Genomic DNA, 13,974 nt, shown 5'->3' with positions numbered 1-13,974 from the left:
ACAGCGGCTGGCGCTTGACCGGTCCGGCGGCGTCGGACAGTCGTGGACGCGTACGCCCGCGTGCCGTCACCCGGTCCGGGTGACGGCACGACGGTGGCGTGTCAGCGGGCCAGTGGGATGCCGGGCTGGCGTTCCCGGGGCGTACCCGGCAGGACGCCGCAGAGCGCGGCGAGCTGGTCGACGATCAGGCCCGGGTCACCGAACGGGTCGAGGGCGCTGACCTCAAGCGGGTCCAGGGCCGGCACGCTCACGTGCGAGATCAGCGGGTGCAGCGGACGGTGGTCGGCCTCGCCGTGGCCGAGCAGGTCCTCGTGCAGCTTCTCGCCGGGGCGTAGTCCGGTGTAGACGATCTGCACCGGGCTGGCCGCCTGGCCGACCATCCGGCGGGCCAGGTCGTCGATGCGGACCGGCTCGCCCATGTCGAGCACCAGTGCCTCGCCGTCGCGCCCGATGCTGGCCGCCTGGAGGACCAGGTGCACCGCCTCCTGCACGGTCATCAGGTACCGCGTCACGTCGGGATGCGTGACGGTCAACGGCTGCCCGGCCTCGATCTGCCGCTGGAAGGCGGTCACCACCGAGCCTCGGCTGCTGAGCACGTTGCCGAACCGGACACTGAGGAAGGTGCCCGGGTGGGTCGCCGCGGCGTGGGCGGTGAGCATCTCGGTGAGGCGCTTGGAGTAGCCGAGCACGCTGATCGGGTTGGCGGCCTTGTCGGTGGAGATGTTGACGAAGCGGGCGACGTCCCGGCAGGCGTCCAGGACGGTGAGCGTGCCCCAGACGTTGGTCTTGATCGCCTCGCCGGGGTGCCGTTCCAGCAGGGTCAGGTGCTTGAGCGCGGCGGCGTGGAAGACGATCTCGGGGCGGCGGTCCCGCATGATCCGCCGGATTCCCTCGTCGTCGCGGAGGTCGGCGAGGATGAGTTCGGGGCCGTCGAGCAGGGCCCGCCCGGTGAGTGACATCTGGAGGCTGTGCAGTGCGGACTCGTCCCGGTCGAGCATCATCAGCTCGCCCGGGTTGGCGCGCATGATCTGCCGGCACAGTTCCGCGCCGATCGAGCCTCCGGCGCCGGTGACCAGGACCCGCCGACCGGCGAGGCCGTTGTCGTCGAGCGTCAGGTCGCCGACCACCTGGCGGCGGCCGAGCAGGTCGCTGATCTGGACGTCGCGGACGTCGCTGACCCTGATCCGGTGGTCCACCAGCTCCCGGACCGGCGGAATGATCTTGAAGGCGGCGCCGGTCCGGAGAGTGATCTCCCGGATCTCCCGGATCAGCGTGGCGTCGGCGTTCGCCACCGAGAAGATCAGTGTGGTCGCGCCGGTGCGGCGGACCGCCTCGGCGAGCTGCGCCCGGCCACCGAGCACCGGGACCCCGGCGATGCGCAGGTCGCGCCGGTCCGGGTCGTCGTCCAGCGCACCGACCGGCAGGTAGCGCCCCTTCGGGTCGCCGAGCATGGCCCGGACCAGCCCCTGACCGGCCTCGCCGAGGCCGAACAGGAGCACCGGGGTGGCGGATCGGGCGTCCGGACGCATGGCGCGGTCGCGGCGGTGCCGGTGCAGCAGACGGGAGCAGAGCATGAACAGCAGCGCCAGCGCGCCGCCGACCACCGGGGTGCTGGCCGGGATCGGGCGCTCGCCGAAGGCGAGCAGGGCGAGCAGCACCAGGGCGGCCGTGGTGGCGGTCGTACCGGCGAGCCCGCGAACCTCCTCGATGGTGCCCAGCGGCTGCCGGCCGGAGTAGATCCGCCGTAGCGCGCTGATCCCGACGTGCAGCACGGCGGTGGCGGCACCGAGCAGCATCACGTCGGCGGCCTGGTCTGCGGTGGGTACCTGTTCGTATCGGGCCCAACCGGCCACGGTGAAGCCGCCGACCCAGGCGAGGGCGTCGGCGGCCAGGAAGACGGCGGTACGGCGTCGGTTCACTCTAATCCGGTCCTGGGGCGTCGGCGTTATCTCGGGTGGCATGACGATCTCCCCTGTCCTGTCCGTGGCCGGTGGCGACCTCCATCAGGTCAGGGCCACGCACGTCCCCTAACTGCTTAGCGGAATTAAGGTCGTGCGATTCCCTCTTTCACGTTTCTCTGGCCGGTCGTTCATTTCCGGAAGTGCGAACAACTGTCGCGTGCAGGGGAACGGGAGACATTCTCCGAATGCGGAGACGGCGAATTCAGGCCGGTGGTGGTACCCGACGGTCGAACCGGTGACGCAGCTCCTCGGGGAGGAGTTCCCGCAGTTGCTCGGGCAGCAGCGGCAGGTCCAGCAGGCTCAGCTTGAGTTGGCTGCGCTCCTGGAAGCGGCCCGGGTCGAGGCGTACCACCAGGCCCGCGTCGTGCCGGTAGCGGATGTCGACCGCGCCGGAGGTCGACCCCTCGCGGATCAGCAGCCCGTCGACCTCCACCGCCACCGGCCCGGACCCGGGCCGCAGCTCCAGCCGGACGTTCTCGTCGGGGGAGAGCACCACGGCCCGGGAGATGCCGGACATCGGCGCGCTCGGGGTCACCACCACCGCCCGCGTGGCCGGGGAGATCAACGGTCCGCCCGCCGCATAGCTGTAGGCCGTCGACCCGGCCGGCGTGCTGACCACCACCGCGTCGCAGCGGTAGTAGCCGTAGCGGCGCCCGTCGACGGCCAGGGTGGCGGTGACGAAACCCTGACCGGGCGCGCGGATCAGCGCGATGTCGTTGAAGGCCACCACGTCGTCGCCGCACACGTCGCAGGCCAGGCAACTGTGTGCCGCCACGGTGTAGTCCCGGGTCAGCAGCCGGTCCAGCGCCGCCGGCACCTCCGGCGGCTCCACCTCGACCAGGAACCCGACCTTGCCCAGGTGTACGCCGAGCACCGGCTTGGGGTCGTTCACGGCCATCCGGAGCGCGCCCAGCATGGTGCCGTCCCCGCCGATGCTGATCAGCACGTCGGAGCGGGCGACGAGGTCCGCCGTCGGCATCGCCTGGACCGACTCGGGGACCCGGTGGCGGTCCTCGACGCGTACCGCCAGGGTGGCGTCGTGCCGGACGGCCCAGGCCGCGATGGTGTCCACCACGGGCGAGGTGTCCCGGGTGGGATGGAGTACCAGCCCGAGCCGGATTCGGTCCATGGGCAAAGCTCACCACAGTCCGGTCGGCCGCACCGGGCTACCCGTCGGGACCCTTCCGCAAATTGTCAATGCGACGGGAATTCACGAAAGCGGCTCGCGTGTTCCGCTTGTTCGATAATTGCCGCCCCCGATGCTAGTTTGATTTGTCCGCCAAGAGCCGAACGGATATCGCGGAGGCTTGTACATGAGGAATGCGTCGAGCCGGGTTCGCATTCGAGAAGCGTCCCGCTCGCCACTCGATCGGCGGCCGGCGGATCCTGGTCGTGCGTGGGGTGCCGCCATGGCGGACCCGCGCCGTCGTACCGGAGCGCCGCGCAGGTGACGGAGTCGACGTCGTACCGGACCGTCGAGGCGCGGGTTCCGGCGCCGGCCGGGCGGCCCACCACGCCGCACGCGGCCCGTGGTCGGCGGCGCAAGCTGCCCCGGCTGACCTGGCTGCTGCAACTGTTCCCGGTGACCACCGTGGTGCTGGCCCCGTACGCGGTGCTCATCGTGCCGATGGCGATGTTCAACGACAACCCGGACGTCGGCTTCATCGTCATGCTGCTGGCCCTGGCCCTGCCGGGCTGCCTGGCGGTGGAGTTCGCCTTCCTCAAGCGGGTGGGCCCACGGGGGGAGTGGCAACGCGGTCTGGCCGAGGCCAACAGCGGCTACCCCCACCTGTTCACGATCGCCCGCGCGGTCGTGCTGGTCAGCGTCACCGCCGACCTGGTCGCCGCCTGGGCCGGCCAGGGCACCATCTTCACCCAGGTCACCGGGGAGGTCGTCTCCTCACCGGCGGCCGTGGTCAGCTCGCTGTTCATGGGCTGGCGGTACCTCGCGTTCGCCCTGCTGGTCGCGAGTCTGCTCGGCGGGCGGGCCAGCCGGCTGGCCTGCCTGCGCTGGACGCTCTGCCTGCTCGGGACGCAACTCGTGGTCGCGGTGGCGACGGCGATGACCGAGCCGATGATGGCCTACCTGTTCTTCCTGATGGCGGTCGCGGCCATCTGCGGGCTGCTCTACAGCCGCTTCGTGGTCGTCGCCGTCCTGGCACTCTTCCTGCTCTGGCCGACGGTCTACGCTGCCCGCAACGACCTTCGGGCCGACGGTGGCGTCAGGATCGACGAGGCGGTGACCTCCGCCGACCGGCTGCGGCTCGACCTCCAGGTGACCCAGGCCAGCGAGTACGACACCCCGGTCGACATCGAGCGGCCCGGCCTACCCCAGGTCGTCCGGTACGGTCTGGTGCCCCGGATGCTCGACCCGGACCGGCCGGCCCTGTCCACCGGCGCGCGGATCAACGAGTACATGGGCGGCACGTCCACCTCCGCGTACTCCTTCCTCGCCCTCGGCACGATCTACTTCCTGGACGGTGCGTGGGGAGTGGTCCTGTACTTCACCGGCTGGGCGTTCGTCGGTGTCCTGCTGCTGCGGGCGGGCGGTGCTCCCGGCCCGGTCCGCCTGGCGGTCTTCAGTTTCGTGGTGGCGGCTCCGCTGATGTGGTCGAAGGTCTATCCGGAGTCGATGATCTCGTTCGTGCAGTTCACCGTCGCCGCGCTGCCGGTGCTGCTGCTGGTGTCCCTGAATCGATCGCGGTCACGGACCGCGCCGCAGCGCGTCCGGGCCGGCACGTGACGACCCGGGTCTCGCCCCGGCCCGGTCCGGCCGCCACGGGTGCTGCCACCGGCTCGGGCGGGCGACGTGCGTTCGCCCGCCGGGCGGTCGCGGCGTTGTCGGTGAACGGGCTGTCGAGCGTGGGCAACCTGATGGTCTCGGTCTCCGTCGCGCGCGGCGAGTCGCTGTCGGGGCTGGGCCAGTTCGCCCTGGCCTTCTCCGTCTACGTGCTGGTCATCGGTCTGGTCCGGACGGCGGTCACCGAGGCGGTGCTGGCCGCGCGGACGGCTCCGGGACGGCGCACGATCGGGCGTGGTGCTCGCCGGGCCGCCGCCGTCGCCGTGGTGTCCGGGGTGGTCACGGCGGCCACCGGGATGGTGCTCGGCTCGCCGTACCTCACGGTCGTCGGCCTGGCCCTGCCCGGCCTGGTGGTCTACGACTACGTCAAGGCGATCAGCATCGGCGTCGGCGGGACCCGGGTGGCCTGGACGCAGGAGTGCGCCTGGCTGGGCTGCACCGCGCTGTCCGTCGGGGCGGTGCTGGTCGCCGGTGCGCCGACGGTCATGATCTTCGTCGGTTGGGCCGCGTCCGGTGCTGTCCTCGGCGTCGTGGTCGCCCTCTGGCAGCGGTACGGCGTGCTGCCCGGCTGGGGACTCGACCGCCGGGAGACCCGGGTCGCCGCCTCGTTCGCCGCGCAGTTCCTGGTCACCACCGGCTCGGCCCAACTGGCCCTGAGCGCGCTGGCCGCCACGGCCGGGGTGGCCGTGGTGGGCGCCCTCGGCGCGGCCCGGACGGTCTTCGGGCCGGTGACCCTGCTGACGACGACGCTCTCCTCGCTGATCGTGCCCTATCTGGCGCAGTCCCGCGCCGACACGCCCCGGGCCCGGGTACGGGCCGCCGGTGCGGTCGTCGCCCTGTCCGTGGGCGTACTCCTGCCGCTGGTCCTCGCGGTGTGCCTGCTGCCCGACGAGGTGGGCCGGGCGGTGCTCGGGGACAACTGGCACGCGGCCCGTCCGCTGTTGCCGCTGCTGTCGGTCGAGGCGGTGCTGGCGCCGATCGCGCTGGTCGCGTTCGCCGGGCACCGGGTGCAGTCGGCCGGCGCCCGGGCGCTGGCCATCGGAGTGGCCCTCGGACCGCTGCGGATCGCGACGATCGTGGCCGGCGGCGTCCTGTTCGGAGCCGGCGGTGCGGCCGGCGCGCTGGCGGCGCTCGCCCTGCTCAGCGCCGCCTGCTGGTGGTTCAGCTACCTGCGGCTGGACGCGACGCCGGTCGACCCGCGCTGACCGGCGTCGCGTCCGTCCGGTCAGCCGGTGACGCCGGCCAGGGCGGCGCGGACCCGTTCCACCACGGTCTTCACGTCCGCCTCGCCCAGCTCCGCGTGGGTGGGCAGGTTGATGCCCCGGCGGCTGAGGTCGGTGGTCACCGGGCAGTCCGCCGCCTCGTCGCGGTGCGCGGGCAGCTCGGTGATCGGCACGAAGAAGGGCCGGGTCTCCACGCCGTGCCGGTCCAGTGCCCGGGCCAGCGCGTCCCGGGAGGTGACGTCTCCCTCGTCGCCGACCAGGAACGCGGCCATCCACGGCCCCCGGCGTACCCCGGGCAGCACGGGTTGGCGGGTCAGCCCCGGTTCGTCGGCCAACTGCTCCTCGTAGCCGGCGATCACCCGGTCGCGGTGCGCGATGATCTCGTCGGCCCGGTCGAGCTGGGCACAGAGCAGCGCCGCGCTCAGGTTGGTCATCCGGTAGTTGTAACCCAGCACCGGGAAGTAGTAGCGGCGGTGCGGGTCCATGCCCTGGTTGCGCAGCAGCCGCATCCGGTCGGCCAGGGCACTGTCGGAGGTGGTCACACAGCCACCCTCGCCCGAGGTGATCACCTTGTTGCCGAAGAACGAGAACGTGGTGGCGTCGGCCAGCGACCCGGTGGGGTGCCCGTGGAGCGTGGCGCCGAACGACTCGGCCGCGTCGGCGACCAGCAGCAGTCCGTGCCGGTGGCAGAGATCGCGCAGGGCGGGATAGTCGGCCGGGTGGCCGTACAGGTCGACGGCGATGACCGCCCGGGTACGCGGACCGATCGCCGCGCGTACGGCGGCCGGGTTGACGCACCAACTCTGCGGCAGCACGTCCACGCAGACCGCGCGGGCACCGCAGTACGCGACCGCGTTCGCCGTCGCCACGTAGGTCAGCGCCGGGACGATCACCTCGTCGCCCGGCCCGATGCCGGCGGCGGCCAGCACGAGGTGCAGGGCCACCGTGCCGTTGCCGGTGGACACCGCGGCGTCCACGGCGCAGCGGCGCGCGAAGCGGTCCTCGAACTCCCGCAGGTAGGGACCGTGCGACGAGATCCAGCCGCTTCGGATCGCGTCGACGACGTAGCGCTCCTCCAGGTCGGTGATGCTGGGCCGGGCGACGGAAAAACGCTCCGGCGGGCTCACGACACCACCTCCGGATCGAGCGTGGTGGCGAACGCCGACCGGGGCACCGGGCCGGGCTGCCCGTCCGCAGCCCAGCGCAGCACGTCCAGGTAGTCCCGTCCGGTGGCCGCCCAGGTGCGGGAGGCCAGCCGGCCGTCGGCACGGCGGGACGCGGCGGCGAAGTGCGCGCGGTCGCCGGACAGTCGCCGGACCGCGTCGGCCAGGGCGGACGGGTCGGTGGCCCGGAACACCGCCGCCTGCGCCCCGGTGAACTCCAGTTGGGCCAGCAGCGGCTCCGAGTCGGCGCAGGCCACCGGGAGCCCCCAACTGAACGCCTCCAACATCGTCCCGCTGGCCGCCTCCCAGAGCGAGGGGACCACCACCGCGTCGGCGCGGGCGTACAGGGCGTTCAGTTCGTCCAGGCTGACGAAGCCGGGGAAGGACACCCGGCCGCGCAGGTCCGGCTGGGCGGCCCGGGCGAGCAGGCGGCTCGCCTCGGGTTCGACGAGCGGCCCCGGGCAGACCAGGCGGTACTCCGGCAGCAGCGCCATCGCCTCCAGCAGCGTCGCGTGGTTCTTGTGCGTCGCGGTCGACGACGGATAGACGAGCAGGTCCGGCTCGGGGCGGGCGTCGGCCCGGTCCGGCGCGGGCTGGAAGGTGGGGGTCGGGATGAGCACGATGCGCTGCGCCGCCTCGGGGAACAGGCGTAGCGCCTGCCGGTACGGGTGCGGCCAGGTCACCACGATGGCAGCGGCCCTGGCCACGTTCTCGCGGACCACGGCCGCGTACCCGGGGGAGTGGAAGTCGGCGTGCAGGTGCCGCAGGTCGTGCAGGACCACCACCGACCGGCCGGAGCCGGTGGGCGCACAGTGGAACGGGTACAACGTCACGTCGGCGCCCGACGACGGCGGTCCGGAGCGTTGGCGCAGCAGGTTGACCGTCCGCCGGACGGCCACCGAGTCGCGGACCCGGGGCGGGGTCCAGCGCCGCAGCAGTTGCCCGGTGGGATTGTCCGACCGCAGCGGCTGGGCCACCTCGGTCCAGCCGATCCGATCGGTGGGCAGGTATCCGCGCCACTGGTCCAGTGTGCCGCGTAGGACGTTGACCCGCAGGTCGCAGGAGTCGTCGGCGGACATCCCGGCCAGCAGGCCGTATGCGAAAGCCTCGACACCGGCCGCGTGACCGGGACGGATCGGGGTGGCGTCGACGGCGACCCTCATCGGTCCACCCGCACCAGGCGTCCCATCCGCTCGTCCTCGAGCAGTTGACGGTCGGCGTCGACCATCACCCGCACCAGGTCCCCGAAGAGGGTCTTGGGCGCCCAGCCGAGACGACGTCGGGCCTTGCCGTAGTCGCCGATCAGCGCGTCGACCTCGGCCGGCCGGTAGTAGGCCGGGTCGATCTGGACGTACTGCTCCCAGTCCAGTCCCACCTGGTCGAAGGCCGCCTCGACGAACTCGCGGACGGTGTGCCCCTCGCCGGTGGCGACCACGTAGTCGTCCGGGGTGTCCTGTTGCAGGGCCAGCCACATCGCCTCGACGTACTCCGGGGCGTAGCCCCAGTCCCGTACCGCGTCGAGGTTGCCCAGGTAGAGCCGGTCCTGTAGGCCCGCCTCGATGCGGGCCACCGCCCGGGTGACCTTGCGGGTGACGAAGTTCTCGCCGCGCCGGGGGCTCTCGTGGTTGAACAGGATGCCGTTGACGCAGAACATGTCCCACGACTCGCGGTAGTTCACCGCCGACCAGTACGCGTAGACCTTGGCGCACGCGTACGGGCTGCGCGGGTGGAACGGCGTCTCCTCGCGCTGCGGGGGCGGCGTCGAGCCGAACATCTCCGAGGACGACGCCTGGTAGTAGCGGCAGCCGATGCCGGCGGCGCGGGCGGCCTCCAGCATGTGCAGGGCGCCGAGCGCGGTGACGTCGGCGGTGTAGCCGGGGATGTCGAAGGAGACCCGGACGTGGCTCTGCGCGCCGAGGTTGTAGATCTCGTCGGGCCGGACGTCCCGGATCAGCGAGGTCAGCGAGGCCGGGTCGGAGAGGTCGCCGTAGTGCAGGAACAACCGGGCGTCCGAGTTGCGCGGGTGCACGTCGATGCGGTCGAGCCGATCGGTGTTGAACGACGACGAGCGTCGTTTGATCCCGTGCACCGTGTATCCCTTGTCGAGCAGGAGTTCGGCCAGGTAGCTGCCGTCCTGCCCGGTGATACCGGATATGAGTGCCACTCGTGACATTAAGTCCCCTAGCGCTGTATCGACGGTGGGTGTCGCCTGGTTTTTATAGCGGTTTCCAGGGTCCCGGTTTCCGTCTTTGCGCATACTGTTCGGAAGGTGTCGCCTACCGCGTCCGGCAGTCACCGCAGAAGCGCTCGATCGTTGGGCCAATCAGTCCTGTGCTGCCGGCGAGGAGCGAAGATGGTCAACGACACCACCCCCGTGTCGCAATTTCGAGAGGGAATCTCGGAATATGACGAGAAGCAATTCCGCGTTCTCGTGACGGCGGGGTACTTCGTTCCCGGTTGGCGGGCGGGCGGCCCGGTCCGCTCGATCTCGGACGTGCTCGCGAAAGCCAGTGACGACATCGAGACGACGATGTTGACCCGCGACCACGACCTCGGTTCCCGCGATCCCTATCCCGGTCTCTCCGGCCGGTGGGCGCGATTCGGCCGGACCAACGTCTTCTATCTCGGGGTACGCCGTCCGGCGCACTGGCGGCAACTCTGGCGGGCGCTGCGCACGGTCCGATTCGACCTGCTCTACGTCAACAGCGTCTGGTCGACCTTCTCCATCCTGCCCATCGTCGCGGCACGGCTCGGCCTGCTGCGGGTGCGGCGCGTGCTGGTGGCGCCCCGGGGCGAGTTCGGATCGGCCGCGCTGCGCTTGCACGGCCTGCGCAAGCGGATCTTCCTGGCCGGCTGGCGGTGGATGCTCGCCCAGCCCCGGGTGCTGTGGCACGCCACCACCCCGGCCGAGGCCGCCGACATCCGGCGGGTGCTGCCCCGGGCCCGGATCGGGGTGGTCGCCGTCGCCACCGGCCCCGAACCGGAGCCGGAGCCGGTCGCGCTGCCGCCGACCGCGCAGGCGCGACTGGTCTTCATCGGACGGATCTCCCCGATGAAGAACCTCGACCTGGTGCTCCGCGCGCTCGCCCACGTTCCGGTGCCGGTCCGGCTGGACGTCTACGGCCCGGTGGAGGACCCGGGGTACTGGCGACGGTGCCAGGAGCTGATCGCGGCCCTGCCCCACTCGGCCGCCGTGGCCTATCGCGGCGAGCTGCACCCCGACCACGTCCGCGAGACCTTCTCCCGGTACGAGGCGTTCGTGCTGCCGACCCGGGGCGAGAACTTCGGCAACGCCATCGCGGAGAGCCTGTCGGCGTGCTGCCCGGTGCTCTGCTCCGACCGCACCCCCTGGACCGACGTGCTGCGCGACGGTGGCGGGCTGGTGCTGACCGAACTGACCCCGGCGGCCCTGGGCGCCCTGGTCACGCAGGTCGCCACGGCCGCGCCGGAGCAGCGGCACGCGGCGCGGGTGGCCGCCGGGGCGGCGTACCGGCGCTGGCAGGCGAGCCTGACCCGGGTCAGCGTGCTCGACCAGGCGCGGCACGTGATCCGCGACCCGGCGTACCGGGTGCCCCCGCAGGGGCGTACGTCCTGAATCGGTGGGCGGTGCCGTCCACCGGAAGACCGTGGTGAGGAGAATGCCCGTGACCCGGGTGATGACCGTCGTCGGGACCCGGCCGGAGATCATCCGGTTGGCCCGGGTGATCGACGCGCTGGACCGGACCGTGGAGCACACGTTGGTGCACACGGGACAGAACTGGGACCCCGCCCTGTCCGACATCTTCTTCACCGAGCTGGGGGTCCGCGCGCCGGACCGGTTCCTGCGCGCGGACACCAGCTCGCTGGGCAGCCTGCTCGGTGCCGTCCTGGTCGGCACCGAGACCGCGATCGCCGAGACGCGTCCGGACGCGCTGCTGGTGCTCGGTGACACCAACAGCGCGATCTCGGCCCTGATGGCCCGCCGGATGAAGGTGCCGGTCTACCACATGGAGGCCGGCAACCGCTGCTTCGACCTGAACGTGCCGGAGGAGACCAACCGGCGGATGGTCGACCACGTCGCCGACTTCAACCTGGTCTACTCCGAGCACGCCCGGCGTAACCTGCTCGCCGAGGGACTGCACCCCCGGCGGATCCTGCACACCGGCTCGCCCATGCGCGAGGTGCTGGACCACTACCGGCCGCAGATCGACGCCTCGACCGTGCTGGCGCGGCTCGACCTGGAGCCCGGCGGCTACGTCGTGGTCAGCGCCCACCGGGAGGAGAACGTCGACCACCCGGACCGGCTCCGCCGGCTGCTGGACTGTCTCTGCGCCGTACGCGACGAGTGGGGCCTGCCGCTGCTGGTCTCCACCCACCCGCGTACCCGCAAGCGGTTGGAGTCCCTGGCCGTGGACGGGACCCGCCTGGAGGCCATCGCCTTCCACGAGCCGTTCGGCTTCTTCGACTACGTCACCCTGCAACGGCACGCGCGGTGCACGCTCTCCGACAGCGGCACGGTCAGCGAGGAGTCGGCGATCCTCGGCTTTCCGGCGGTGACCCTGCGCGAGTCCATCGAGCGCCCGGAGGCGCTGGACACCGGGTCGATCGTGATGACCGGCCTGGACCCGGCCGGGGTGGTGGAGGCGGTCCGGGTGGTGGTGGCGCAGGCGGCCGAAGGTGTCGCCGGCTGTCCGCTGGACTACCAGGTCCCGGACACGTCACGCCGGGTGGTCGACTTCATCCTGTCGACCGTGCGCCGCCATCACGACTGGGCGGGCATCCGGCACTGAGGACGGCGTCGGCCGGGCCGGTACCCCGGTGACCACGACCCCGGCCGGGACGTCACGGGTCACGCAGGCCCCGGCGCCGACGACGGCGTCCCGGCCGACCGCCAGCCGGGGCAGCACGGCGGCGGTGGTGCCGACCATCACGCCCTCGTCGAGCCGACAGTGGCCGGAGACGGCGGCCAGCGGGTTGACCGACACGTAGTCGCCCAGCACCGCGTCGTGCCCCACCGTGCAGTTCTGGTTGAGGTGTACGTGGCGGCCGAGGACCACGTTGGTCGTCACCCGCGCGCCCCCGGCGGCGAACAGTCCCTCGCCGACCACGCAGTCCGCGCCGATCTCGGCGTCCGGGTGGATCACCGTGGCGGCGGGCAGCCCGTGGTGGGCGATGGCCTCGGCGGTCTCCCGGCGCAGCCGTGGTCGGCCGACGCCGAGCGCCACCCGCGTGCCGGGCGGCAGCCCGCCCAGCCGGTGGGTCGGGCCGAGGAACGGCACCCCGAGGCGGTGCACCAGCGCGACGTCGGGCTCGGTGGGGTAGTCGTCGACGAATCCGAGCACCCGCCACCGGGGTACGTCGGACACCGGCATGTTGAGTAGACAAATTACCCGATACACCTCACGGCCCATCCCACCGACTCCTACGATCACTACGTCGGTCGTCACCCGTGGCTCCCTCGTCTGCGGAGAACGGCGGTCGTTCTCCGCCATCTGAACCGTCCCGGAGCGTCGATGGTGACGGCCGCGTCGGTACGCCTCGCCGGCAACCGGTCCCGGGCGGCGACCCGGACCGGACGCTGCGGCTGCCGCCTGCGGTGACGCCACCCGCTTCCTGAAGGTGAGCCACAGAGTGAACGAGTTGGTGAGGGCCCGTCCGCCCGACACCGCCGGTGCACGCCGGCCGGCGTCGCGGTCCGCCGACTATCGGGTCGTCGCGACCGCGGGTGTGTTCGAGCCCGGCTTCCGGGGCGGCGGGCCGATCCGTTCGCTGCGCTACATCCTGGACACCCTGCCGGACGACCTCGACGTCACCCTGGTCACCCGGGATCGTGACCTGCACTCACCGGCGTCCTACCCGGGGCTGTCCGGGCGGTTGCTGCGCCGCGACGCCCGCTCCGCCGTGTTCTACCTCGATCCGTTCGCCCTCCGGCACTGGGCGCGGCTGCTGCGGCACGTCCGCTCCCGACCGGTCGACCTGCTCTACGTCAACAGCCTCTGGTCGCTGTTCTCGGTGGTGTCGATCCTCGCGGTCGCCTCGGGCGTGCTGCGCGCCGGGGCGATCCTGCTCGCGCCGCGCGGGGAACTGGCACCGGCCGCCCTGGACATCAGGTCGCGCAAGAAGCGGCTGTTCCTGTCGGTGTGGGCACCGCTGCTGCGTCGGCTCGACGTGCGCTGGCAGGCGTGCAGCCGGCGGGAGGAGGAGCAGATCCGGGCGGCCGTGCCGTGGGCCCGGGTGATGGTCAACGGCAACGAGTGCGCCGTGCCGGAGGATCCCGCCCCGCCCGCCGAGCCGCGCGAGGGGCCGCTGCGGCTGGTCTTCGTCGGTCGGATCTCGCCGATGAAGAACCTGGTCACGGCGCTGGAGGCGGTGGCCGGCGCGACCCGGCCGATCGAGTTCGACATCTTCGGGCCGGTGGAGGACGAAGCGTACTGGGCGCGGTGTCGCGGGATCGTCGAGTCGATGCCCGACCACGTCCGGGTCGCCTACCGGGGCGAACTCCCGGCGGCGCAGGTGCTTGCGACCTTCGGCCGGTACGACGCGTTCCTCTTCCCGACGCTGGGCGAGAACTACGGTCACGTGATCGTCGAGAGCCTGGCCGCCGGCTGTCCGGTGATCTGCTCCGACGAGACACCGTTCAGCGAACTGATCACGCAGGCCGGGGGAGCGGTGGTCCGCCCCGCCACGGCCGCCGCGTTCAGCGCGGTGCTCGACCGGCTCGCCGACCGCCCGGTCACCGAACGCGCCGAGGCGAAACGGGTCGCCGCCGGGCGGTACCGGATCTGGCGGCAGCAGAGCCGGGAACTGAACGTGCTGGAGCACGCCCGCCGGTTCTGCCGCTGACCGTC

General features: G+C 72.1%; 11 protein-coding genes. 5 read left to right on the top strand and 6 right to left on the bottom strand.

The window, feature by feature from the left end:
- Positions 1 to 101: 101 nt before the first annotated feature.
- Positions 102 to 1,919, bottom strand: coding sequence for a polysaccharide biosynthesis protein (locus ABT008_RS09995; protein ID WP_502890384.1), 1,818 nt, complete (start codon positions 1,917 to 1,919; stop codon positions 102 to 104).
- A 244-nt stretch (positions 1,920 to 2,163) separates the two neighbouring features.
- The gene (locus ABT008_RS09990; protein WP_350695252.1) at positions 2,164 to 3,090 is read right to left on the bottom strand and encodes an NAD(+)/NADH kinase; all 927 of its coding nucleotides are present in this window, start codon (positions 3,088 to 3,090) and stop codon (positions 2,164 to 2,166) included.
- 318 nt (positions 3,091 to 3,408) lie between these two features.
- Here ABT008_RS09990 and ABT008_RS09985 point away from each other — a divergent pair, with 318 nt between their 5' ends.
- Together ABT008_RS09985 and ABT008_RS09980 are read left to right on the top strand one after the other, a co-directional pair.
- On the top strand, positions 3,409 to 4,704 hold the full coding sequence (locus ABT008_RS09985) for a hypothetical protein (protein ID WP_350695251.1): 1,296 nt from the start codon (positions 3,409 to 3,411) through the stop codon (positions 4,702 to 4,704).
- Positions 4,701 to 5,966, top strand: a complete 1,266-nt coding sequence (locus ABT008_RS09980; RefSeq protein WP_350695250.1) for an MATE family efflux transporter — start codon at positions 4,701 to 4,703, stop codon at positions 5,964 to 5,966. The genes ABT008_RS09985 and ABT008_RS09980 overlap by 4 nt, the downstream gene beginning before the upstream one ends.
- Positions 5,967 to 5,986: 20 nt before the next feature.
- Here the strand turns inward: ABT008_RS09980 and ABT008_RS09975 are convergent, their stop codons facing one another.
- From ABT008_RS09975 to gmd, 3 genes are read right to left on the bottom strand one after another with little or no spacing between them, the layout of a single operon-like run.
- Positions 5,987 to 7,111 carry a DegT/DnrJ/EryC1/StrS family aminotransferase gene (locus tag ABT008_RS09975; protein WP_350695249.1) on the bottom strand — a complete coding sequence of 375 codons (1,125 nt, stop codon included), beginning with the start codon at positions 7,109 to 7,111 and terminating at the stop codon, positions 5,987 to 5,989.
- Entirely contained in the window at positions 7,108 to 8,310 is a 1,203-nt protein-coding gene (locus ABT008_RS09970) for a glycosyltransferase (protein WP_350695248.1), read from the bottom strand. Before ABT008_RS09970 ends, ABT008_RS09975 begins: the two co-directional genes overlap by 4 nt.
- A complete protein-coding gene (gene gmd / locus ABT008_RS09965) occupies positions 8,307 to 9,320 on the bottom strand; it encodes a GDP-mannose 4,6-dehydratase (RefSeq protein WP_350695247.1) in 1,014 nt (337 codons plus the stop codon). Before gmd ends, ABT008_RS09970 begins: the two co-directional genes overlap by 4 nt.
- Before the next feature lie 321 nt (positions 9,321 to 9,641).
- Here gmd and ABT008_RS09960 point away from each other — a divergent pair, with 321 nt between their 5' ends.
- Both ABT008_RS09960 and wecB read left to right on the top strand, forming a co-directional pair.
- Positions 9,642 to 10,742, top strand: coding sequence for a glycosyltransferase (locus tag ABT008_RS09960; protein ID WP_350695246.1), 1,101 nt, complete (start codon positions 9,642 to 9,644; stop codon positions 10,740 to 10,742).
- Positions 10,743 to 10,791: 49 nt separating this feature from the next.
- Entirely contained in the window at positions 10,792 to 11,916 is a 1,125-nt protein-coding gene (gene wecB / locus ABT008_RS09955; RefSeq protein ID WP_350695244.1) for a non-hydrolyzing UDP-N-acetylglucosamine 2-epimerase, read from the top strand.
- Here the strand turns inward: wecB and ABT008_RS09950 are convergent.
- Positions 11,845 to 12,618, bottom strand: coding sequence for a NeuD/PglB/VioB family sugar acetyltransferase (locus ABT008_RS09950; RefSeq protein WP_350695242.1), 774 nt, complete (start codon positions 12,616 to 12,618; stop codon positions 11,845 to 11,847). The two genes, wecB and ABT008_RS09950, sit on opposite strands and share 72 nt — an antisense overlap.
- Before the next feature lie 139 nt (positions 12,619 to 12,757).
- On the opposite strand from ABT008_RS09950, the gene ABT008_RS09945 reads away from it, so the two are divergent.
- Complete coding sequence (locus tag ABT008_RS09945) at positions 12,758 to 13,969, top strand: glycosyltransferase family 4 protein (protein ID WP_350695241.1); 1,212 nt, start codon at positions 12,758 to 12,760, stop codon at positions 13,967 to 13,969.
- Positions 13,970 to 13,974 lie beyond the last annotated feature (5 nt).

It is taken from the genome of Micromonospora sp. NPDC002389, assembly GCF_040296095.1.
GTDB lineage: Bacteria > Actinomycetota > Actinomycetes > Mycobacteriales > Micromonosporaceae > Micromonospora.
Note: the sequence above shows the minus strand (reverse complement) of the source record. Positions and strands in the feature narration are given on the sequence as shown.

Excerpts from the sequence above, each read along its gene's own strand:
- ABT008_RS09990 (WP_350695252.1), bottom strand. The coding sequence starts at position 3,090 with ATGGACCGAATCCGGCTCGGGCTGGTACTCCATCCCACCCGGGACACC.
- ABT008_RS09970 (WP_350695248.1), bottom strand. The coding sequence starts at position 8,310 with ATGAGGGTCGCCGTCGACGCCACCCCGATCCGTCCCGGTCACGCGGCC.
- gmd (WP_350695247.1), bottom strand. The coding sequence starts at position 9,320 with ATGTCACGAGTGGCACTCATATCCGGTATCACCGGGCAGGACGGCAGC.
- ABT008_RS09950 (WP_350695242.1), bottom strand. The coding sequence starts at position 12,618 with ATGGCGGAGAACGACCGCCGTTCTCCGCAGACGAGGGAGCCACGGGTG.